Genomic DNA, 20,528 nt, shown 5'->3' with positions numbered 1-20,528 from the left:
CCGGGCCTCCCGTCAGTCGGTCGTGTCGAAGACCGGTCCGACCGTCCGCGAGCGCTTCAGCTCGAAGAAGCCCGGGTACCGGGCCGCGGCGACCACGCCGTCCCAGAGGTCGAGTGCCTGCTGGCCCTTCGGCGCCGGGGAGATGACGGGCCCGAAGAAGGCGGTGCCCTCGACGGCGATCACGGGGGTGCCGACGTCCTGGCCGACGCGCTCGATGCCGTCGCGGTGGCTCTCGCGGGTGGCGGCGTCGACCTCGTCCGTCCAGGCGAACTCGGCGAGGTCGGCGTCGAGGCCGAGCTCCGCGAGCACGGCGGGGACGACCTGGGTCGGGTCGTGCTCCTGACGGTGGTGGATGTGCTCGCCGAGTGCGTCGTACAAGGGCTTCACGATCGCGTCGCCCAGACGCAGCCGCGCGGCCGTGACCAGGCGCGGGTAGACCTGCCCGGCCGCGAGCCGCTCCTGGTACTCCGGCGGGACGTCCTGGTCCTCGTTCAGGACGAACAGGCTCATCACCTTCCAGGTCACGTCGAGGGGACGCTGGCGCTCGACCTCACCGACCCAGCGGCTGGTCATCCAGGCCCACGGGCAGTTCGGGTCGAACCAGAACTCCACAGGGGTGGGGGTGTCGGTCGTCTTGTCCACAGTCGTCTCGGTCACGGATGCGAGCGTACGCGTGCTCGCTAGGCTGGATCCCACACGTCCTGACGGTGCACGACGCCGCGTGGGACGACCGACGCGCGGACATCGATCGTCCGCGCCCGCAACGAAGTTGGAGCGTCCGTGCCCGGAGAGAACCTCACCAGAACCGAAGCCCAGGAACGCGCCGCGATCGTCGACGTGCAGTCGTACGAGGTCGAGCTCGACCTGACCCGTGGCGCCGAGACCTTCGGCAGCACCACGCGGGTCCGCTTCACCGCGACGCCCGGCGCGTCCACGTTCATCGACGCGATCACGAAGACCGTGCACTCCGTCGAGCTGAACGGCACCGCGCTCGACGTCGCCGCGGTGAACGACGGCGTGCGCATCCAGCTCGCCGACCTGCAGCAGCAGAACGAGCTCGTCGTCGTCGCCGACGCGCTGTACACGAACACGGGCGAAGGCCTGCACCGCTTCGTCGACCCCGTCGACGACGAGGTCTACCTGTACTCCCAGTTCGAGGTCCCCGACTCCCGCCGCATGTTCGCGGTGTTCGAGCAGCCCGACCTCAAGGCCGAGTTCACCTTCACGGTCACCGCACCGGCGCGGTGGCAGGTCGTCTCGAACTCCCCCACGCCCGGGCCCCGCGTCGACGGCGACATCGCCACGTGGGCGTTCCCGCCGACCACCCGCATCTCGAGCTACATCACCGCGCTCGTGGCAGGCCCGTACGAGGTCGTGCGAGACGAACTGACCTCGAGCGACGGCCGCACCATCCCGCTCGGCATCTTCACGCGCAAGTCGCTGGCCGAGTACCTCGACCCTGAGTACATCTTCGACATCACGCGCAAGGGCTTCACCTACTACGAGTCGAAGTTCGCGGTCCCGTACCCGTTCGACAAGTACGACCAGCTGTTCGTCCCCGAGTTCAACGCGGGCGCGATGGAGAACGCCGGCGCGGTCACCTTCACCGAGACCTACGTCTTCCGGTCCAAGGTCACGGACGCCATCAAGGAGCGCCGGGTCGTCACGATCCTGCACGAGCTCGCGCACATGTGGTTCGGCGACCTGGTCACCATGAAGTGGTGGAACGACCTGTGGCTGAACGAGTCGTTCGCCGAGTGGGCGTCGACGATCGCCACGGCCGAAGCCACCGAGTGGACCGAGGCCTGGACGACGTTCCAGGCGATGGAGAAGTCCTGGGCCTACCGCCAGGACCAACTCCCCTCGACGCACCCGATCGTCGCGACGATCAACGACCTCGAAGACGTCCAGGTCAACTTCGACGGCATCACCTACGCCAAGGGCGGCTCCGTCCTGAAGCAGCTCGTGGCCTGGGTCGGCATCGACGCGTTCTTCGCCGGTGTCTCGGCCTACTTCGTGAAGCACCACCACGGCAACACCGAGCTCGAGGACCTGCTCGTCGAGCTCGAGGCCACCAGCGGGCGTGAGCTCGGCGAGTGGTCGAAGCTGTGGCTCGAGACCGCCGGCGTCAACACGCTGCGCCCCGAGATCGAGACCGACGAGTCCGGCGTGATCACGTCGTTCGCCGTGCTGCAGGAAGCCCCGACCGACTACCCGACCCTGCGTCCGCACCGGCTCGCGATCGGCCTGTACGCGTTCCAGCAGGACACCTCGGCGCCGTTCGGTGCCGACACCGCCTCGGCCGGGGGCAAGCTCGAGCGCACGCACCGTGTCGAGATCGACGTCGACGGGGCCCGCACCGACGTGCCGGAGCTCGTGGGGCAGCACCGCGGTGACCTCGTGCTGCTCAACGACGACGACCTGGCCTACGCCAAGATCCGCCTCGACGAACAGTCCCGCCGCACCGCGATCGAGCACCTCGCCGCGATCGCGAACCCGCTCGCCCGCTCGATCGTGTGGGGCGCGATGTGGGACGCCACGCGCGACGCCGAGTCCCCCGCCAGCGACTACGTCCGCCTGGTGCTCGGCAACATCGCGACCGAGACCGAGTCGACGACCATCCGCACGACGGTCTCGCAGCTGCTGCTCACCGCGCGCAACTACGTCGCTCCGGCCAAGGTCGACGCGACGATCCACACCGTGGGCGACACGCTCTGGAACCTCGCGTCGTCGGCCGAGGCCGGCTCGGACGCCCAGTTCCAGTTCGTGAAGTTCTTCGCGCAGATCGCGTCGACGCCCGAGCACGTCGCGACCCTGGCGGGGCTGCGTGACAGCTCCGTCACGCTCAGCGGGCTCGAGATCGACACCGACCTGCGGTGGGAGCTCCTCGAGGGCCTCGTGCTCGCGGGCGCCGCGGGCAACGCCGAGATCGACACCGAGCTCGCCGCGGACCGCACGGCGTCGGGCGAGCAAGCGGCAGCGCGTGCCCGTGCGACGATCCCCACGGCCGAGGGCAAGCTCGCGGCGTTCTCGTCGCTGGTCGACACCGACACCGCGCCGAACGCCATCGTGCGCCAGACGACGATCGGCTTCCAGCACACCAACTCCCCCGTCGTGCTCGAAGGGCTCGTGCCGAAGTACTTCGAGGTCCTCACCCGGATCTGGGACGAACGGAGCTACCACATCGCCGACACGATCGTCACCGGGCTGTACCCGGCGTCGCTCGCTTCGGTCGAGCTCCGAGACGCCGCAACCGCGTGGCTCGAGTCGCACCCGGAGACCCCGGCGCTCCGCCGGATCGTGACCGAGAACCTCGCGGGCACCGAGCGTGCGCTGCGGGTCCAGGCTGCGGACGCCTGAGTCTGATCGGCGGGGTCAGAGCATGATCGGCGGGGTCTCGGCGTTCCTCAGGGTGCGCCGAGGCCCCGCCGTTTAGCATCGTCCGGATCATGATCTTGGCTGCGAACTCGACCGACGACGTCCCAGCGTGGATGTCGAACACCTTCACCCAATTCGTCGAGACCTGGCACGAACCGATCGTCATCGTCCTCACCCTGATCGGCGCGGTCGTCCTGCGGCTGGTGCTCCGGCACAGCATCAAGGGCGTCGTCAACCGGATCGTCTACGACGTCAAGAAGCGCCAGGGCGCCGCTGACACCCAGGCGCTCATCGCGTCCCCCATCCAGACCGCGCGCGTCGTGCAGCGGACCCGCACGCTCGGCAGCGTCCTGCAGAACCTGGCGACCGTCATCGTGGTGATCATCGCCCTGGTGATCATCATCCCGCAGGTCCTGCCGAACGCCGCGGTCGGCATCGTCGGTGGTGCGTCGCTCGTCGCCGCCGGGCTCGCGGTCGGCGCGCAGTCGATCGTCAAGGACCTGCTGTCCGGGGTGTTCATGATCCTCGAGGACCAGGCCGGCGTCGGCGACGTGGTCGACACGGGACCGGCCACCGGCGTCGTCGAGAACGTGGGCCTGCGCGTGATGCAGATCCGCGACGTGAACGGCATCCTGTGGTTTGTGCCGAACGGGCAGATCCTGCGCGTCGGCAACCTGTCGCAGGGCTGGTCGCGTGTCCTCGTCGACATCACGGTCCCCTACGACACCGACATCGACGCCGTGCAGGACGCCCTGCTCGCCGCAGCCGTCACGATGTCCCAGGAACCCCGCTGGCGACAGCGGATCGTCGAGAAGCCCGAGATCTGGGGCCTGCAGTCCGTCGCCGAGGCGGGCATGGTCTTCCGGCTCGTCGTCAAGACCCGCGCGTCCGAGCTCGACGTCGTCGGGCGCGAACTCCGGGTCCGGCTCAAGCGAGCCGTCGACGAGCTCGGCGTGACGCTCCCCGCGATGGCGATGATCATGCCCGAGGGCTGGGAGAACGCGACGTCCATCAACGGGTTGCGCAGCGTCAAGACCCAGCCGACCCCCGCGCCGACGCCGTCGCGACGCGGCAAGAAGACGAACATGTACGGTCAGCCCATCGACACACAGCGGTCCGACCCGCGGAAGGACGACCGATGAGCGACACACCCCTCGGGCCCGGCCAGCCGATCACCCTGCGCGTCGGGATGGGCGGCGCCGCGGCGAGTGGATCGCTGTACGACCGCATCGGGGGCGCCCCGACGTTCGACCGACTCGTCCGGCGCTTCTACGACGGCGTGCAGACCGATGACGTCATCTGGCCGATGTACCCGCAGGAGGACCTCGAGGGCGCCATCTCGCGCCTGTCGCTCTTCCTGCAGCAGTACTGGGGCGGGCCGGGCACCTACAGTCAGGAACGCGGGCACCCCCGGCTGCGCATGCGGCACAACCCGTTCCGCATCACGCCCGAGGCCCGCGAGCGCTGGCTGCACCACATGCACGACGCCGTCGAGTCGCTCCAGCTCGCCCCCCTCGACGAGGCCGAGCTCTGGGGGTACCTCGACCGGGCCGCGCACGCCATGACGAACACGTTCGACTGACCGTCGGTCTGGACGCACCACGACACGGACGGGAGGCCCGGTGCCAGCTGGCACCGGGCCTCCCGTCCGTCGTGCAGCCGCGCCCAGGGCGCGCGACGTCCACCAGACGCCGCCACGTCCACCAGACGCCGCTCCGTCCGCTCGACGCCGCTGTCGGCGGCGGTGTCTTGCCGGGTGTGCGGTGTCTCGGCGGGATCGCGGCGCGTCAGCGCACGTACGAGCCGGTCGCCAGGTCCTCGACCAGCGACGGACGCGTCGGCGTCCACCCGTACGTGCTGCGGGCATGGGCCCCGGAGCACTCCTGGTGCATGAGCAGCGCGTCCGCGTACTCCGCCCCGAGCCGCTGCCGCGCAGCGTCGACGCTCTCGGCGACCACCGGCGAACCGTGCGCGCCGGCCTCGGCGAGTTCGCGGACGGTGGGGTTGTCGCCCGTCGCAGCGAGGACGTAGCCGTCCGGCTCCCCCCGTTCGACGGCCAGGACGTAGAGCTCGCCGAGGTCGTCGACGTGCACGGTCGACCACCGTTGCGAGCCGTCGCCGACCATCAGGACCTCGTGCTCGCCGTCCCCGACGAACATGGTCGGGATCCCGGCGCCGCGGCCGTACACGATCCCGGGCGCCACGATCGTCGTCCGGACGGCGCTCGCGCGGACCGCGGCCTCGTTCGCGCCGCGCCACGCTGTCAGGGCCGGCGGGGACACGGGCGACTGCTCGGAGATGTCGGTCGAGTTGCCGAAGGTGAAGATGCCGCCCGTGTGCACGAAGGGCTTCGGGGTGCCGTCCAGCGCCGCGAGGACCGTGCGGACGAAGTCGGGGTCGACGTCCTGCGCACTCGCGGTGTGGACGACGGCATCGGTCTCGTGGGCCAGGCGCTCGACGATGTCGGTGTCGGTGACGTCCTCGACGAGGGCGGTGCCGCCGGCGTCACGGACGGCAGCGGCTTTCTCGTCGGAACGGACCACGGCGGTCACCGCGTGGCCGTGCGCGAGGAGGGAGCGGAGGACGGCAGAGCCGATGTAGCCGGACGCGCCGGTGAGGAAGACGTGCATGGCTCCAGGATGGCAGAGCGGGTGCCGACGTCGTCCAGGACGGCTCAGACGGACAGGCTCCACGCACGGCGCTTGACGAGGACGTGCCCGCGCGAGGTCGTCAGGCGGCTCCACGGGCCGGTCTCGAACAGCCGCACCGGGTCGTGCCCGAGGAACCCGAGGCTCTCGCCTGCGAACCCGGCGCCCGCGGGGACGTGCTCGATGCCCTGGACCGGACGCCCCCAGACCTCGGACCGGATCCGACGGACGATGGCTTCGCCGGCGTTCGCCGGGACCGCGTCGGCCACCTCGGCGATGCCGGCCTTGGCGGCGCGACGCAACAGCTCCGGCGAGATGTCGGGCAGCGGGACCCATCCGCCGCGCGGCGGCGAGATCGCAGCCCACGTGACGGTCTGGACCTCGTGCGGCAGCTCGACCTCGACCGGGGTGGCCCGCGTGGGGTCGGCGCCCTCGGCTCCTTCGGCGTCGTGCGCCTCGGCGAGCAGCCGCAGCCGTTCCTGGAACGAGGCGAGCGGCACCACGGCGTCGATCGCGGCCGGCTCCGTCAACGAGAACGTCCGGAGTCCGAGCACCGTGGGGAGTTCGTCGAGCAGCCCGAGGGGGTACATGATCGCGGTGTACACGGCCAGGACGCCCGAGTCCGCGATGAGGCGGACCGATCCGTCCTCGACCCGTGCGGCACGGGCGAGGTACGTACGGAGGTCGCCCAGCGAAGCGGCGTCGGGCAGCGTGAACGAGGTGCTCATGTCGGTCACGATCCTATCGGGAGGGGTCCTCCGTAGACTGCGGGGGTGGTGATCGGTGAACCGGACTTCCTGCGGACCCTGCGACTCGCGGACACGGGGGCGGCGACGCGTGAGCGGGTCTTCACCGGTGAGAACCACTGGTCACCGGGCGGGCGGGTGTTCGGCGGGCAGGTCCTGGCGCAGTGCATCGTCGCCGCGCAGGCCACCATCGAGGACCGGGCGATCCACTCGCTGCACGGGTACTTCCTGCGGCCGGGTGACATTCACACGCCGATCACGTTCGGGGTCGAGCAGATCCACGACGGCCGGTCGTTCGCCACACGCCGCGCGCAGGCCTACCAGAAGGGCGTGCCGATCTTCTCGATGATCGCGTCGTTCCAGACCGAGGACGCCGGCGTCGAGCACCAGGACCCGTTCCCGGTGGACATGCCGTCTCCGGAGTCGCTCCCCACCGCCGCGTCGATCCTGGCCTCGATCGACCACCCCGTCGCGCGTGCGTGGGCCGAACGTGCCATCGACCTGCGGCACGTCGAGGGCCCGGTCTTCGTGGACGTGCAGGGCGAGCACGTGCCGCACCAGGCCGTGTGGTTCCGCGTCCAGGGTGACCTGCCGGACGACCCGGGACTCCACCGCGCCGTCCTGGCCTACGCGAGTGACCTGTCGATCCTCGAACCGATCATGCGTCGCCACGGGGTGGCCTGGGGAACGCCCGGGGTCAAGAGCGCGAGTCTCGACCACGCGATGTGGTGGCACCGCGACGGGCGTGCCGACGACTGGATCCTGTACACGCAGGAGTCGCCGAGCGCGCAGGGGGGACGTGGGCTGGCGTTCGGGCGGATGTTCTCGCGGGACGGTCGGCTGCTGGCGACGGTCGCACAAGAGGGCATGATGCGCATCCCCCGCTGACGAGGATGCGGTGATGTCGGTCCGGTGATGTCGGCCTGGTGACGCCGACCTGGCGATGCCGCCCTGGTGAGGCCGGCCTGGTGAGGCCGGCCTGGTGACGCCGCCCTGGGGACGCCGGTCCGATGAACACGCGTCAGGGGCGCGAGAACACCACTGCCGGCTCGATGTACGGCTCGCACGCAGCACGCTCGACCGCGGTGAGGCGCCGAGGACGGTTCGTCTCGGCGTCGACCATCACGAGCGTGGTCGTCGCCCGGGTGTAGAGCTCGGCGGGTTGGTGTCCCACCGGGGACCAGACCTCGTACGAGATGTCGAGGCTCGCTCCTCCGACGTGTCCGATCCAGAGCTGGATGTCGAGCGGGCGTCGGAAGTACGGCGTCGATGCCAGGTACTCGAGGCGCTGGGCCGCGATGACCGTCATCGTGCCGGACCCGGGTCGACCGTCGATGATCGGCTCCGGGGCGGATCCCGACGCGTCGACCTCGTCGGGATCCGGTGCCCAGAACGCCAGGACGCGGGCCTCTTCGAGCAGCCGCAGCATCGCCGAGTTGTTGACGTGCCCGTAGGCGTCGATGTCACTCCAGCGGATGCGGACCGGCGTGTGCAGCCTGGCCACGCGGGTCAGTCCCGGGTGAGCTTGCGGTACGTCGCCCGGCCGGGCTTGGCCGCGTCGGCACCGAGGCGTTCGACCTTGTTCTCCTCGTACGCCTCGAAGTTGCCCTCGAACCAGTACCAGTTCGGCGTTCCGTCCTCGTTGAGGCCTTCCCACGCCAGGATGTGCGTCGCGATGCGGTCGAGGAACCACCGGTCGTGGGTGATGACCACGGCGCAGCCCGGGTACTCGAGCAGTGCGTTCTCGAGGCTGCCGAGGGTCTCGACGTCCAGGTCGTTGGTCGGCTCGTCGAGGAGCAGCAGGTTGCCGCCCTGCTTGAGCGTCAGCGCGAGGTTCAGGCGGTTGCGCTCACCACCCGACAGGATGCCGGCACGCTTCTGCTGGTCCGGCCCCTTGAAGCCGAACTGCGACACGTAGGCACGCGACGGGATCTCGGTCTTGCCGACCTGGATGTAGTCGAGCCCGTCGGACACGACCTCCCACAGGTTCTTGTTCGGGTCGATGCCGCCACGGCTCTGGTCGACGTACGAGATGTCGACCGTCTCACCGATCTTGAGCGTGCCGCCGTCGAGCGGCTCGAGACCGACGATCGTCTTGAACAGCGTGGTCTTGCCGACGCCGTTCGGACCGATCACGCCGACGATGCCGTTGCGGGGCAGCGTGAAGGAGAGGTCGCCGATGATCACGCGGTCGCCGAACTGCTTGTGCAGCTTGTCCGCGTCGATGACCTGGGAGCCGAGGCGCGGTCCCACGGGGATCACGATCTCCTCGAAGTCGAGCTTGCGGGTGCGCTCGGCCTCGGTGACCATCTCGTCGTAGCGCGCCAGACGGGCCTTGGACTTGGCCTGACGGCCCTTGGTGTTGCTGCGGACCCAGTCGAGCTCGGACGTCAGGCGCTTGGCGAGCTTGGCGTCCTTCTTGCCCTGGACCTCGAGCCGGGCGCGCTTCTTCTCGAGGTAGGTCGAGTAGTTGCCCTCGTACGGGTAGAGACGACCGCGGTCGACCTCGGCGATCCACTGCGCGACGTGGTCGAGGAAGTACCGGTCGTGGGTCACGGCGAGCACGGCGCCGTGGTACTGCTGCAGGTGCTGCTCGAGCCACTGCACGCTCTCGGCGTCGAGGTGGTTGGTGGGCTCGTCGAGGAGCAGCAGGTCGGGCTTCTGCAGCAGGAGCTTGCAGAGCGCCACGCGGCGCTTCTCACCACCGGACAGGTGCGTGACGAGCTCGTCCCCCGGGGGGCACTGGAGCGCGGCCATCGCCTGCTCGAGCTGCGAGTCGAGGTCCCACGCGTCTGCCGCGTCGATCTCTTCCTGCAGGGTGCCCATCTCGGCCAGGAGCGCGTCGAAGTCGGCGTCGGGCTCGGCCATCAGCGCGGAGATCTCGTTGAAGCGCGCGAGCTTGCCGTGGACCTCGCCCACGCCTTCCTGCACGTTCTCGAGCACGGTCTTCGTCTCGTCGAGCTCGGGCTCCTGCATCAGGATGCCGACCGAGAAGCCGGGCGTCAGCTTCGCTTCGCCGTTGGAGGGCTGGTCGAGACCGGCCATGATCTTGAGGATCGTCGACTTGCCGGCACCGTTCGGACCGACGACGCCGATCTTGGCGCCGGGGAGGAACGACATCGTGACGTCGTCGAGGATCAGCTTGTCGCCGACCGCCTTGCGGGCACGGACCATCTGGTAGATGTACTCAGCCATATCGCGGTCAAGTGTAGTGACAGGACCGGCAGAACGTGACGGTGCGAGCACGTCAGGCCGCTTCCGGGTGCTCGACGCCCGGCGCTGCGGAGGGCACGCGCTCGTCGACCCCGTGCAGTCGGTCGGTCGCCGACGCAGCGGTTGCGGCCTCTGGCAGGTCGTCGTCGTCGACGTCCGTCGCTCCGGGGAGCTGGTCGGCTGCCGGGTCCTGGTGTCCGTTCCGGTCCTCGACCTCGCCGGTGACGGGGTTGACGACCGGACCGGAGCCGGGGGCCGCGGTGGCTTCGGACGCGTGCCTCGGGACCTTGATCCAGTTGCTGATGCCCCAGGCGAGGTCCTGCCCCATGGCTTCGGCGTCGATCTCGACCGAGGTGCCGCCGCGTCCGTCGCGCTCCCACGTCCGGATCCGGACCCGCCCCGTCACGAGGATGCGGTCGCCCTTCTTGACGGACTTGTGCACGTTGGCCGCGAGCGACCGGAAGGCCGTGACGGTGAACCAGTTGGTGGGGCCGTTGGTCCAGACGGAGTTCGCCCGGTCCCAGCGGCGCGACGGCGAGGCGAGGCGCATGCTCGTGATGGCGATGCCGGTCTCGGTGACGAGGTGGCGGGGCTCGGTCGCGACGATGCCGCAGACGGTGATGGTGTCGTTCATGCGGTCGATCGTGGTCGAGCCCCGGTCCGCGATGCGGACCGGGGCTCGATGTGTGTGGTGGGTACCCGATCAGGCGACCTGTGGAGGACGCGTCCCCCGGGCCTCCTGTCCGGACCGGCGCAGCACGCCGGTCCGCGGACCGTTCAGTGGGCGCGGAACTCCGGGCGGGAGGCGAGCGGTCCGAGCGCCTTGTGCAGGGCGCCCTTCGCCGTCTCGAGTGAGGGGTACGACCCACCCCCGCCCTCGCGGTGCCCGTAGAGCTCGACCCGGAAGCCGTCCGGCTGTCGGTGGATGCTGCCCACCGCGCCCGCCGGTCCGACCGCGACCCAGGTCTCCGTCGTCGTGTCGTTCGTCATCGTTCGACCACCTCCTCGTGGTTCCCGACGCCCGTCGTGCTAGGACGCCAGGATGTACTGACTGTAGGCCTTGCGGACCTTGTTCACCTTGGGCAGCGCGACTGCGAGGCAGTAGCCCTGACCGGGGTTCTTGGCGAAGAAGTCCTGGTGGTACTCCTCGGCCGGGAAGAACGTCGTGAGGGGCTCGATCGTCGTGACGATCCCGCCGTCCCAGATGTCCGACGCGCGCTCGATGGCCTTCTCGAACAGCGCGCGCTGCTCGTCGTCGGCCGGGAACATCGCGGAGCGGTACTGCGTGCCCACGTCGGCGCCCTGCCGGTTCAGCTGCCGCGGGTCGTGGAGCGTGAAGAACACGTCGAGGATGACGTCGGCGGGGATGACCGACTCGTCGAACGTGACGGCCACCGCTTCGGCGTGACCGGTCGTGCCGGTGCACACCAACTCGTACGACGGGTTGTCCGCCGAACCGCCGATGTAGCCGGACACCACGTCCTGCACACCCTGGAGCGTGCGGTACACGGCGTCGAGACACCAGAAACATCCACCTGCGAGCACGAACGTGGTCATGGGATCAACCTATCTTCCTGGCCTCCGAAGAGGCCCGAGTACGGGATACGTCCTCCACAACACACAGCGGCCGTTCACTGTTCCCCAGGTGTCCGGTGCGCGCCGCGCGTGTCGGGGGTCCTCCGTACCGTCGTCCACACCACGACGACCGCACCAGGAGGCACCACCGATGCAGACGACCACCGAGCCCCGGCTGCGCATCCGCACCGCGTCTCCCGTCATGCGCTCCCACGGCGACCTGCGCATCCTCGACGTGCGGGACGACCTGTCCCGGGTCACCCGCGCGAACGGCGAGATCGTCGGGTACGTCGACCGGGTGGACGTCGCCGGCGACACCGCGTACCGAGCACGACGCTACGTCGCGGCGGAGCGTCGCTTCGTCGAGCTGCCGAACGTCTGGTCGGCCGACGACGCCGTCGACTGCTTGCGCTGGTGACCACCGGCGCCCTGCTGACGATCCGGCGATGTTCCACATCGGAACGACATCCGGTCGGATGCGGGGAACGCCGTTCGTCCTCCCTCGGAACTGACGATCTCGTGGATATGGTGCGCGCATGGACTGGTGGAACGACTTCAGCGACTGGACCTCGTCGGACACGGGCTGGCGAGTGATCTCCGGGGCACTGATCCCCTTCGTGGCGATCGTCGTCGCCGGCATCGTCGCAGCGCTCATCGGCCGCGGCGCCACCAAGCGCGTGGTCGCCCTGCAGGAACGCGAGGCGAAGAACAACGCGGTCGCGGCCGTCATCACCGCTGCACGCAAGGCGGCGACGTGGGGCGTGCTCGGACACGACGAGCGGACCTACACCGACCACCTGGCCGAGGACGCCGACATCCGCCTGCGACTGCTGCCGGTCTCCGGGTCGCCGATCGCGGCGAACTGGGCACAGCACGAGATCGCGGACATCAAGAAGAACTCCTCGACCTTCAACTTCCAGGCGGAGCAGTCACTCGCCGAGTTCCGCGACCGACTCCTCGAGTGGCAGGCCCGACCCAACCGCGCGCGCAAGCTGTTCAAGAGCGACCTGGAGCGCTGGAAGTTCGAGACGCCGGACCCGGATGCCGACCTCATCCGTCGCCAGCAGGACTGGAGCGCGGACCAGACAGACGGCAAGCGTCCGACCGCCCCGGCCGCCGCACCGGCACCGACCCCCACGACCACCTCGTTGCGCCCGGCGCCCGTCCGTTCAGCAGGACCCACCGCCTCCGCCTCGTCGGCTCCGTCGGGCGCGTCCGCCGCCACCGCTGTGCTCGCGCCGAGCGCATCGCCCACGTCGGCGCCGCAGGACCCGAACGCCACGACGCCGATCGCTGACGACCGCGAGCAGCAGGGTCTGACGCGTCCGTACTCCGAGGGTGTCACCCGCCCCTACGGTGACGACCGGGTCGCGCCGATCCGACCCGCGCTCGGCACGCCCGGGTCCCCTGCTCAAACGACCAGTGCGCCCGATGCGACGCCGGATGACGACAACGACAACGACAACGACAACGCCGACGTCGTCGATGACGGCCGGTGGAAGGACGCACCGGCGCGGTCAGACGTCCCGGCGCGGTCGGACGTCCCGGCGCGGTCGGACGTCCCGGCGCGGTCGGACGTCCCCGCGCACGACGACAGCGGGAACACCGACACGGCGGAGCCCGCGGGAACCGAGGACGATCGGGTCGAACCGGCTGACGCGAACGAGACCTCGGACGCGCCCTACACCAAGCCGATCAGCGCGAACGAGCTGCGCCGCCAGTCGGACGACGACGAGTAGCCCGGTCCCACCACACAACGAAGGCCGCCATCCCGTTCGGGGTGGCGGCCTTCGTCGTCCGTGGTGCCCCCGGCAGGAATCGAACCCGCGGCACGGTGGGTAGAAACCACCTGCTCTATCCACTGAGCTACGGGGGCGGACGCCGTCGATTCTATTCCGCGGTGCCGGGTGGGCGGAGTCGTTCGACGAACGCGTCGATCTCGGTCTGCGACTTGAGCCGCACGATCCGGAGGTGCGGTGCGGCGTGTTCGAGCGCCGGGACCATCGCGCGCATCTTCCTGCGAGTGCGGATGCCCCACCGGATGATGTGGTCGCGGTTCGTGAAGATCGTCCACATCGACGGTTCGACGTTGCCGTTCCAGAGCTCAGTCCGCCCCACACGCCGACGAACGGTTCGTCGGACCAGGCGCCACATCGCGATCGGCACCGGCAGGTCGAGCCAGACGAGCGTGTCCGCGCGCTCCGTGAGCAGTGCCCGGACCTGGCTGTACTGCCACTCGGTCACCCACGCGGGCCCAGCGGTGTAGCGCTCGACGTCGTCCTCGAAGGACGCACGTGGCTCCCAGTCCGGGCCGTGGAACAGCCCGTCGATCTCCGTGTGCGGGACGCCGAGCGCTCGGCCGATGCGACCGGCGGTGGTGGTCTTGCCGACGCCCGTCGTCCCGGCCACGAGCACGCGGCGTGGCGGAGGCTCGAGCGCGTCCCATGGTCCGAGCATCCGTCGAGACTACCCACGCCCAGTCACCCGACGCAGTCCTCCGGTCCCAGGCTCCCCGCACGCACACACCGCACCCCCACGCGAGCGGCACCCGGGCATTCCGCCCGCTCGCGCAAGGCACCCACCTCGCCAGCTCGCGTCCTCGCGCAAGCGGGCGGAAGCGCGGGGTGGCCGAGCTCAACCACCCGGACATTCCGCCCGCTCGCGCGCACCCGCCCCTCGCGCTCGCACACCCGCGCGCTCGCCCTTCTCGCGAGCGGGCGGAAGCGCGGGGTGGCCGAGCTCGACGACCCGGGATTCCGCCCGCTCGCGCACCCGCCCCTCGCGCTCGCACGCCCGCGCGCTCGCCCTTCGCGCGAGCGGGCGGAAGCGCGGGGTGCCCGAGCTCAACCACCCGGACATTCCGCCCGCTCGCCAGCACCCAGCACCCAGCACCCAGCACCCACCACCCACCACGCCACCACCCACCACGCCACCTCGCCGCCTTGCACGAACGCCCACACTCGGGACCCGCGAACGCCAGCCCGCGTTGGGCCGCTGCTTCCCCGCCGTTCCCCTGCCGGTCACGCTGCCTCCCTAGCGTCCTGGCCATGAGCAACATGCGCGTCGTGGCGGTCGTCCCTGCGCGTGCCGGGTCCAAGGGCATCCCGGGCAAGAACCTGCGGTCGGTCGCCGGACGTTCCCTGGTCCGCCGCGCCGTCGAGTCAGGGCGAGCCGCACGCCTGGTCGACGGCGTCGTGGTGTCGACGGACGGCGACGCGATCGCGGACGAAGCCAGAGCCTCCGGCGCGCGGGTCGTCCGGCGTCCGGCCGACCTCGCGGGCGACGGAGCGAGCTCCGAGTCGGCGCTCCTGCACGTCCTCGACGCGCTGCAGGCCGACGGGATCGAACCCGAGGTGCTCCTCTTCCTGCAGGCGACCTCCCCGTTCATCGACCCGAACGACCTCGACGACGCCGTCGCCCGTGTGCTCGGGGGTTCGGCGGACGCGGTGTTCGCGGCGGCACCGTCGCACGCGTTCCTCTGGCGCACGGACGAGGAGGGCCACGCGGTGGCCGTGAACCACGACGCCTCGACCCGCCCTCGACGCCAGGACCGCGACCCCGAGTACCGCGAGACCGGTGCCTTCTACGCGCTGCGCACGGACGGGTTCCGCCGGCATCGACACCGGTTCTTCGGCCGCGTCGAGCTCTCGCCGGTCGACGCGCGCGGCGCGATCGACATCGACGATCCCACAGACCTGGCCCTCGCGGGGGCGCTCGCCCCGCAGCTCGACGCGCGCGGTGACATCCAGCGGGGTGACACTCAGCGCGGCGACACCCAGCGCGACGACACCCAGCGCGGCGACCCCCAGCACAGCGACACCTGGCGCGACGACACCCGGCCCGACGCCACCCGGCCCGACGCCACCCAGCGCGGCGACCCCCGCCGCCAGCACGCACAACGACCGTCCGCACCGGCGCACGACCCCCAACGCTGGCCGCTGGCCACGACGAACGGAGCACCATGACCGTCACCATCGGCACGTCGACGATCGGCGCGGGACACCCCGCCTACCTGATCGGCGAGATCGGCCTGAACCACAACGGCGACGTCGACATCGCCAAGCAGCTCATCGACGTCGCGGCCGATGCCGGCCTGCAGGCGGTCAAGTTCCAGAAGCGCACGCCCGCGATCTCGACGCCCGAGCACATGAAGAACACGCCTCGCAGCACACCGTGGGGCGAGATGACGTACCTGGAGTACCGCTACCGCGTCGAGTTCGACCGCGAGCAGTACATCGAGATCGGCGACCACGCGACGCTGCGCGGCATGGACTGGTTCGCGTCGCCGTGGGACGAGCCGAGCGTCGACTTCCTCGAGTCCCTCAACGTCGTCGCGTACAAGATCGCTTCGGCGTCGGTGACCGACCTCGGACTGCTGGCCGCCGTCGCCGCCACCGGCAAGCCCGTCATCCTGTCGACGGGCATGTCGACGCTCGAGCAGATCGACCGCGCCGTCGCCGCCCTCGGCACCGAGCGGCTCGTCCTCATGCACGCCACCTCGACCTATCCGCTGCCCGCGCACGAGGCCAACCTGCGCATGATCGACACCCTCGCCCAGCGCTTCGCGGGCGTCCCCGTCGGGTACTCCGGTCACGAGCCCGGTCTGCAGATCTCCATCGCCGCGGTCGCGCTCGGCGCGACGGCCGTCGAGCGGCACATCACGCTCGACCGCACGATGTGGGGCTCCGACCACGCCGCGTCCCTCGAGCCCCACGGACTCGCCACGCTCGCCCGCGACGTCCGCATCATCGAGAGCGCGCTCGGCGACGGCGTCAAGCGGGTCATGCCCGGCGAGCTCGCTCCGCTCGCGAAGCTGCGCCGCATCGACGCGTGAGCGACACCCCGGCACCAGGTCCGGCCAGGAGGCTCGTGGTCGGCATCGTGGACACGGACTCCTTCGCGAAGTGGGGCGCCCACCTGCTGTCGGCGGCACCCGCCGCCTGGTCGCTCGAGCTCCTCGTGGTGGACACCCCGCGAACGGCGAGCACGGCCCAGCTGCGCGCGGCGTTCCGCGGGCTGGACGACCGGCTCGCACCCCTGGCGTCCGCTCCCCCGGCGGCGCTGACCGTCGACGCGATCGTCGAACGGCTGCGGCACGAACCCCCGGACGCCGTCCTCGTGTCGACGATCGGCCCGGTCGCGGAGCTCCTGATCGAGGAGGTCCACCGCCGTGTCAGCCCCCGCCCGGTCGTGCTGACCGGTCTGCCCGGCATCTCGTTCCCGGCGAAGTGGAAGGGCGTCTTCTCCCGCGCCCGCGCCGACCTGTTCGTGCTGCACAGCCACCGCGAGGTCCGTGCGTACGAGGAACTGGCGACCGAGAACGGCGTCGAACCGGCCTTCGCGCTCGCGACGCTGCCGTTCGCCACGCGGCCCACGCAGCCGACACAGCCGACAAGACCGACACGGCGGACACGGCCGACACCGCCGACACCGCCGACACCGGACGCTGCTCCGAGGCAGCGGGACTCGGTGGTGTTCGCCGCGCAGCCGAGCGTCCCCGAGTCCGAAGCCGACCGAGCGCGCGTGACCGGCTGGCTCGTCGACACCGCTCGTCGGCACCCGTCCTGGCGCGTCGTGGTGAAGACCCGCGCCGTCGCCGGCGAGCAACAGACGCACCGCGAGACCTTCCCCTACGCCGAGCTCGTCCCGACGGACGCGCCGCCGAACCTCGTCGTCGAGACCGGACCGATGGCGGACCACCTCGACCGGGCAGTCGCCCTCGTGACGATCAGCTCGACGGCGGTGCTCGAGGCCGCGGCCCGGGGCATCCCGGCCCTGACGCTGACGGACTTCGGGATCGCACGGCCGCTCATCAACGAGGTGTTCGTGGGCAGCGGGCTCGAGGGCGATGCCGTCGACCTGGTGGACGGCCGCTTCGGGCGGGTCCGTGGCGACTGGATGACGGACAACTACTTCCACCCGAGCGCCGACGACGACTGGGCCGACCGTGCCGGGACGCTGATGGAGTCCCGCGACGCCGGCCTGCTGGTCGACCGTCCGAGTGCACGCCGCAGCCACGGAGGCGTCCTGCGGCGGGCCTGGGAGCGCAAGAACGCGCTGGGCGCTGCCGACCGGTCGGCACTCGGGGTCATCGCGATGGTCATGGGCGCCCCGGTCCGCACGGCGAAGCGCCTGCTCCGGCGGGTGCGACGATGGGTGGTCCCGACGGCACCGACCGCGGTCGGCGCACCCACGTCGCAGCGGACCGCTGGACTGACGGACCGTGCCACGACCGCGCAGGCCGAGCCAGGCCTCCCGTCAGTCGACCGCGCGCGCGACGGCCAGCAACAGCTGGTCGCGGGACGGGACGCCGGGTGAACGGAAGACCTCGGCCCCGTCCGACCGCCGCACGATGATCGTGGGGGTCGAGCGGATGCCGAGGTCTTCTGCGTCGTCGGGGTGTGCCGCCACGTCGCGCTCGGTCACGGCGAGCCCGGGGACCAGCCGTGCCGCGTCGGCGGCCACCCGGCGGGCGGCGGCGCACGGTGCGCAGAAGGCGGAGGTCCAGAGGTCGAGCTGCATGTGGTCGTGCAACGCGTGAGCGGGTGGGACTACTCCCGGTCGAACCCGCCGCTGCGGTCGCCGCGCTCCTGCAGGTCGTCGAGCGGGTCGGACTCGCTCGGGACGAAGGTGTAGTCGACCGAGGTCTGGTCGAGCACCTGGCGGGTGTGGGTCGCCTTGTAGGTGAAGGCCGTCTGCAGCCCCTCGACGTCCGCGAACACCGTCACCTCGTCCTCGACCGCGTCGCCGGTGGCAGTGCGGGTGTCCGTCTGGCCGTCGAACGGGCCCTCGTGGTAGATGGCGGTGTACTCGTCGCCCTCGTGGATGGTGATGTCGCTCATGCCGTCCTGTCTACCAGGGGCCCCTGTCTTGTCGTTTCCATAGCGGTGCTATATAGTTCAGCTATGGAATCATCGCGGGAACAGACCATCGAGACGCTCCTCGTCTCCGTGAACCGCCTGATCCGCACCGCCGTCCAGTCCACCGGGAACACCACGTCCCCGGCGGTCTGGCGCACGCTCGGCATCCTCGAGACCGACCAGCCCCTGCGGCTCGGCGAGCTCGCCAGGGCCTCGCGCGTGTCACAACCCACCATGACCCGGCTCATCGGCGGCATGCTCGCTGACGGCCTGGTCGCACGGTCCGTCGACCCGGACGACTCCCGCGGTCAGCTCATCGAGATCACCCCGGCCGGAGCCGAGCACCTGACCATGTGGCGCGCGACCCTGACGCGCACCGTCGGGCCGCTGTTCGCCGATCTCGACGACGACCAGTGGGACGTCCTGCACGAAGCATCGGCCCTCATCGCATCGAGGACCAGAACGGAGATCACCGCGTGAACGCGCACGCGCCGGCGTCGTCCGGCAGCATCCTCAAGCAGTCCAAGGCGGTCTGGGCGATCGCCTTCGCCTGTGTCGTGGCCTTCATGGGCATCGGTCTCGTCGACCCGATCCTGCCGGCGATCGCGGCGTCGCTCAAGGCGACTCCGGCACAGACCGAGCTGCTCTTCACGAGCTACCTCGCCGTGACCGGTGTCGCGATGTTCTTCACGAGCTGGGTGTCGAGCCGCATCGGTGCCAAGCGCACGCTCATGATCGGCCTCGCGCTGATCGTGGTGTTCTCGGTGCTCGCCGCGGTGTCGAACGACGTGTGGACGATCATCGACTTCCGCGCCGGATGGGGTCTCGGCAACGCGCTCTTCATCTCGACCGCGCTCGCGACGATCGTCGGCGCGGCGTCGGGTGGCACGGCCTCCGCGATCATCCTGTACGAGGCCGCACTCGGTCTCGGCATCGCGATCGGCCCGCTGGTCGGCGGTCTGCTCGGGTCGGTCAGCTGGCGTGGCCCGTTCTTCGGCGTGACGACCCTGATGGCGATCGCGTTCATCGCCGTCGCGGTGATGCTCAAGTCCTCCGGGCTCGAGAAGCCCGTGCCGACCAAGCTCTCCGCGCCCTTCCGCGCGCTCGCCCACCCCGCCCTGGCAGCCCTCGCCGCGACGGCGCTGTTCTACAACATCGGCTTCTTCGTCCTGCTGGCGTACACGCCCTTCCCGCTCGGCTTCGGCGCACTCGGCATCGGGTTCACCTTCTTCGGCTGGGGCGTCGGCCTGGCGATCACCTCGGTGTGGGTCGCGCCGATGCTCACCGCGCGCATGCGTCGGACGACCGTGCTCCGGATCGCGCTGCCCCTGCTGGCGCTCGACCTGTTCGCCGCCGCCGTCGTGGTGCAGTCGCAGGTCGGGTTGATCATCTGCGTGGTCATCGGCGGCCTCGTGCTCGGTGTGCTGAACACCGTGCTCACCGAGTGCGTCATGGAAGCCACCGACCTCCCCCGCTCCGTCGCCTCGAGCGCGTACTCGGCGGTGCGGTTCATCGGCGGTGCGATCGCCCCGCCCGTCGCCACGCTGCTCGCCGACGCCTACTCGCCCTCGGCGGCGTACGTCTTCGCGGGCGCATCCGTCACCGTCGCGTTCGTCGTGACGCTCGTGACAGCGAAGGTGCTGCGCCGGGTGGACGACGGCGCGGAGCCCGAGGGCGTCGAGGCCCAGGCGATCGGCGCGGGCGAGATGGTCTGACGCCCGGCGGGCGGCGCGGGTGGCGCGGGTGGTTGCGGCGGCTCGGGCCGGCCGCCGAAGTCGCGAGCGGGCGGAAGCGCAGGGTCCGCAACGAGACCACCCCGGCACTCCGCCCGCTCGCGTGACAAGGCGACCGCAGACCGGCCGGGCACGTGTACGGGCAGGTGCACGGCACACTCGTGCTCGCACGCGAGCGGGCGGAAGCGCAGGGTCCGCAAACGGGACCACCCCGGCATTCCGCCCGCTCGCGTGACCAGGCGACCGCAGACCGGCCGGGCAGGTGCGCGGCACACTCGTGCTCGCACGCGAGCGGGCGGAACCGCAGGGTCCGCAACGAGACCACCCCGGCTTCCCGCCCGCTCGCGTGAGCGGGCGACCGCAGACCGGCCGGGC

Annotated in this window: 22 protein-coding genes and 1 tRNA gene; 11 read left to right on the top strand and 12 right to left on the bottom strand. The window is 70.7% G+C overall.

The annotated features are described in order from the left end of the window. Positions 1-12 precede the first annotated feature (12 nt). Positions 13-657, bottom strand: a complete 645-nt coding sequence (locus DEJ13_RS05285) for a mycothiol-dependent nitroreductase Rv2466c family protein (RefSeq protein ID WP_502868727.1) — start codon at positions 655-657, stop codon at positions 13-15. Between the two features lie 123 nt (positions 658-780). Between DEJ13_RS05285 and pepN the strand changes: the two genes are divergently transcribed. From pepN to DEJ13_RS05270, 3 genes are all read left to right on the top strand, one after another. After that, positions 781-3,360 carry an aminopeptidase N gene (gene pepN / locus DEJ13_RS05280; RefSeq protein ID WP_111107924.1) on the top strand — a complete coding sequence of 860 codons (2,580 nt, stop codon included), beginning with the start codon at positions 781-783 and terminating at the stop codon, positions 3,358-3,360. An 89-nt stretch (positions 3,361-3,449) separates the two neighbouring features. Next, complete coding sequence (locus DEJ13_RS05275) at positions 3,450-4,520, top strand: mechanosensitive ion channel family protein (RefSeq protein ID WP_111107925.1); 1,071 nt, start codon at positions 3,450-3,452, stop codon at positions 4,518-4,520. 47 nt (positions 4,521-4,567) lie between these two features. Continuing rightward, positions 4,568-4,960 carry a globin gene (locus tag DEJ13_RS05270; RefSeq protein WP_056123769.1) on the top strand — a complete coding sequence of 131 codons (393 nt, stop codon included), beginning with the start codon at positions 4,568-4,570 and terminating at the stop codon, positions 4,958-4,960. Positions 4,961-5,165: 205 nt separating this feature from the next. Here DEJ13_RS05270 and DEJ13_RS05265 read toward each other — a convergent pair whose 3' ends face one another. After that, positions 5,166-6,008 (bottom strand): NAD(P)H-binding protein, encoded by an 843-nt coding sequence (locus DEJ13_RS05265; protein ID WP_111107926.1) that lies wholly within the window; start codon positions 6,006-6,008, stop codon positions 5,166-5,168. A gap of 44 nt (positions 6,009-6,052) precedes the next feature. Next, positions 6,053-6,754, bottom strand: coding sequence for a DUF8185 domain-containing protein (locus tag DEJ13_RS05260; protein ID WP_056121980.1), 702 nt, complete (start codon positions 6,752-6,754; stop codon positions 6,053-6,055). A 48-nt stretch (positions 6,755-6,802) separates the two neighbouring features. Here DEJ13_RS05260 and DEJ13_RS05255 point away from each other — a divergent pair, with 48 nt between their 5' ends. Next, on the top strand, positions 6,803-7,660 hold the full coding sequence (locus DEJ13_RS05255; protein WP_111107936.1) for an acyl-CoA thioesterase: 858 nt from the start codon (positions 6,803-6,805) through the stop codon (positions 7,658-7,660). Positions 7,661-7,793: 133 nt separating this feature from the next. Here the strand turns inward: DEJ13_RS05255 and DEJ13_RS05250 are convergent, their stop codons facing one another. The 5 genes from DEJ13_RS05250 to msrA form a co-directional block, all read right to left on the bottom strand. Then, positions 7,794-8,276, bottom strand: coding sequence for an acyl-CoA thioesterase (locus DEJ13_RS05250; RefSeq protein WP_111107927.1), 483 nt, complete (start codon positions 8,274-8,276; stop codon positions 7,794-7,796). Positions 8,277-8,281: 5 nt separating this feature from the next. Next, positions 8,282-9,967: an energy-dependent translational throttle protein EttA gene (gene ettA / locus DEJ13_RS05245; protein WP_111107928.1), complete on the bottom strand. Its 1,686-nt coding sequence runs from the start codon at positions 9,965-9,967 to the stop codon at positions 8,282-8,284. A gap of 52 nt (positions 9,968-10,019) precedes the next feature. Further along, the gene (locus tag DEJ13_RS05240; RefSeq protein ID WP_111107929.1) at positions 10,020-10,619 is read right to left on the bottom strand and encodes a single-stranded DNA-binding protein; all 600 of its coding nucleotides are present in this window, start codon (positions 10,617-10,619) and stop codon (positions 10,020-10,022) included. A 143-nt stretch (positions 10,620-10,762) separates the two neighbouring features. Next, positions 10,763-10,975, bottom strand: coding sequence for a hypothetical protein (locus tag DEJ13_RS05235; RefSeq protein ID WP_056121989.1), 213 nt, complete (start codon positions 10,973-10,975; stop codon positions 10,763-10,765). A gap of 39 nt (positions 10,976-11,014) precedes the next feature. Beyond that, a complete protein-coding gene (msrA, locus tag DEJ13_RS05230) occupies positions 11,015-11,542 on the bottom strand; it encodes a peptide-methionine (S)-S-oxide reductase MsrA (RefSeq protein WP_056121991.1) in 528 nt (175 codons plus the stop codon). Between the two features lie 169 nt (positions 11,543-11,711). On the opposite strand from msrA, the gene DEJ13_RS05225 reads away from it, so the two are divergent. Further along, positions 11,712-11,978 carry a hypothetical protein gene (locus tag DEJ13_RS05225; RefSeq protein ID WP_111107930.1) on the top strand — a complete coding sequence of 89 codons (267 nt, stop codon included), beginning with the start codon at positions 11,712-11,714 and terminating at the stop codon, positions 11,976-11,978. Between the two features lie 118 nt (positions 11,979-12,096). Continuing rightward, a complete protein-coding gene (locus DEJ13_RS05220) occupies positions 12,097-13,299 on the top strand; it encodes a hypothetical protein (protein WP_111107931.1) in 1,203 nt (400 codons plus the stop codon). A gap of 61 nt (positions 13,300-13,360) precedes the next feature. Here the strand turns inward: DEJ13_RS05220 and DEJ13_RS05215 are convergent. Together DEJ13_RS05215 and DEJ13_RS05210 are read right to left on the bottom strand one after the other, a co-directional pair. Continuing rightward, positions 13,361-13,436: transfer RNA gene (locus DEJ13_RS05215), tRNA-Arg, on the bottom strand. 14 nt (positions 13,437-13,450) lie between these two features. After that, positions 13,451-14,017 (bottom strand): AAA family ATPase, encoded by a 567-nt coding sequence (locus DEJ13_RS05210; RefSeq protein WP_111107932.1) that lies wholly within the window; start codon positions 14,015-14,017, stop codon positions 13,451-13,453. 590 nt (positions 14,018-14,607) lie between these two features. On the opposite strand from DEJ13_RS05210, the gene DEJ13_RS05205 reads away from it, so the two are divergent. The 3 genes from DEJ13_RS05205 to DEJ13_RS05195 are packed head-to-tail and all read left to right on the top strand — an operon-like array spanning position 14,608 to position 17,878. Further along, a complete protein-coding gene (locus DEJ13_RS05205; protein ID WP_111108109.1) occupies positions 14,608-15,525 on the top strand; it encodes an acylneuraminate cytidylyltransferase family protein in 918 nt (305 codons plus the stop codon). Then, a complete protein-coding gene (locus DEJ13_RS05200; protein WP_056121999.1) occupies positions 15,522-16,394 on the top strand; it encodes an N-acetylneuraminate synthase family protein in 873 nt (290 codons plus the stop codon). Before DEJ13_RS05205 ends, DEJ13_RS05200 begins: the two co-directional genes overlap by 4 nt. Continuing rightward, positions 16,391-17,878 (top strand): DUF6716 putative glycosyltransferase, encoded by a 1,488-nt coding sequence (locus DEJ13_RS05195; RefSeq protein WP_181437148.1) that lies wholly within the window; start codon positions 16,391-16,393, stop codon positions 17,876-17,878. The genes DEJ13_RS05200 and DEJ13_RS05195 overlap by 4 nt, the downstream gene beginning before the upstream one ends. On the opposite strand, the gene DEJ13_RS05190 is transcribed toward DEJ13_RS05195, so the two are convergent. Both DEJ13_RS05190 and DEJ13_RS05185 read right to left on the bottom strand, forming a co-directional pair. Then, positions 17,819-18,082: a YbbN family protein gene (locus DEJ13_RS05190; protein WP_111108112.1), complete on the bottom strand. Its 264-nt coding sequence runs from the start codon at positions 18,080-18,082 to the stop codon at positions 17,819-17,821. The genes DEJ13_RS05195 and DEJ13_RS05190 overlap by 60 nt on opposite strands. A gap of 29 nt (positions 18,083-18,111) precedes the next feature. Continuing rightward, entirely contained in the window at positions 18,112-18,402 is a 291-nt protein-coding gene (locus tag DEJ13_RS05185) for a hypothetical protein (protein ID WP_056122007.1), read from the bottom strand. A gap of 63 nt (positions 18,403-18,465) precedes the next feature. On the opposite strand from DEJ13_RS05185, the gene DEJ13_RS05180 reads away from it, so the two are divergent. After that, positions 18,466-18,900, top strand: a complete 435-nt coding sequence (locus DEJ13_RS05180; RefSeq protein WP_111108113.1) for a MarR family winged helix-turn-helix transcriptional regulator — start codon at positions 18,466-18,468, stop codon at positions 18,898-18,900. Next, the gene (locus tag DEJ13_RS05175; protein ID WP_111108114.1) at positions 18,897-20,135 is read left to right on the top strand and encodes an MFS transporter; all 1,239 of its coding nucleotides are present in this window, start codon (positions 18,897-18,899) and stop codon (positions 20,133-20,135) included. Before DEJ13_RS05180 ends, DEJ13_RS05175 begins: the two co-directional genes overlap by 4 nt. The last annotated feature ends 393 nt before the right edge of the window (positions 20,136-20,528 follow it).

Origin of the sequence: Curtobacterium sp. MCLR17_007 (assembly GCF_003234655.2) — a bacterium.
In the GTDB taxonomy this organism is placed as follows: domain Bacteria; phylum Actinomycetota; class Actinomycetes; order Actinomycetales; family Microbacteriaceae; genus Curtobacterium.
This window is presented reverse-complemented; position numbering and strand designations above follow the sequence as displayed.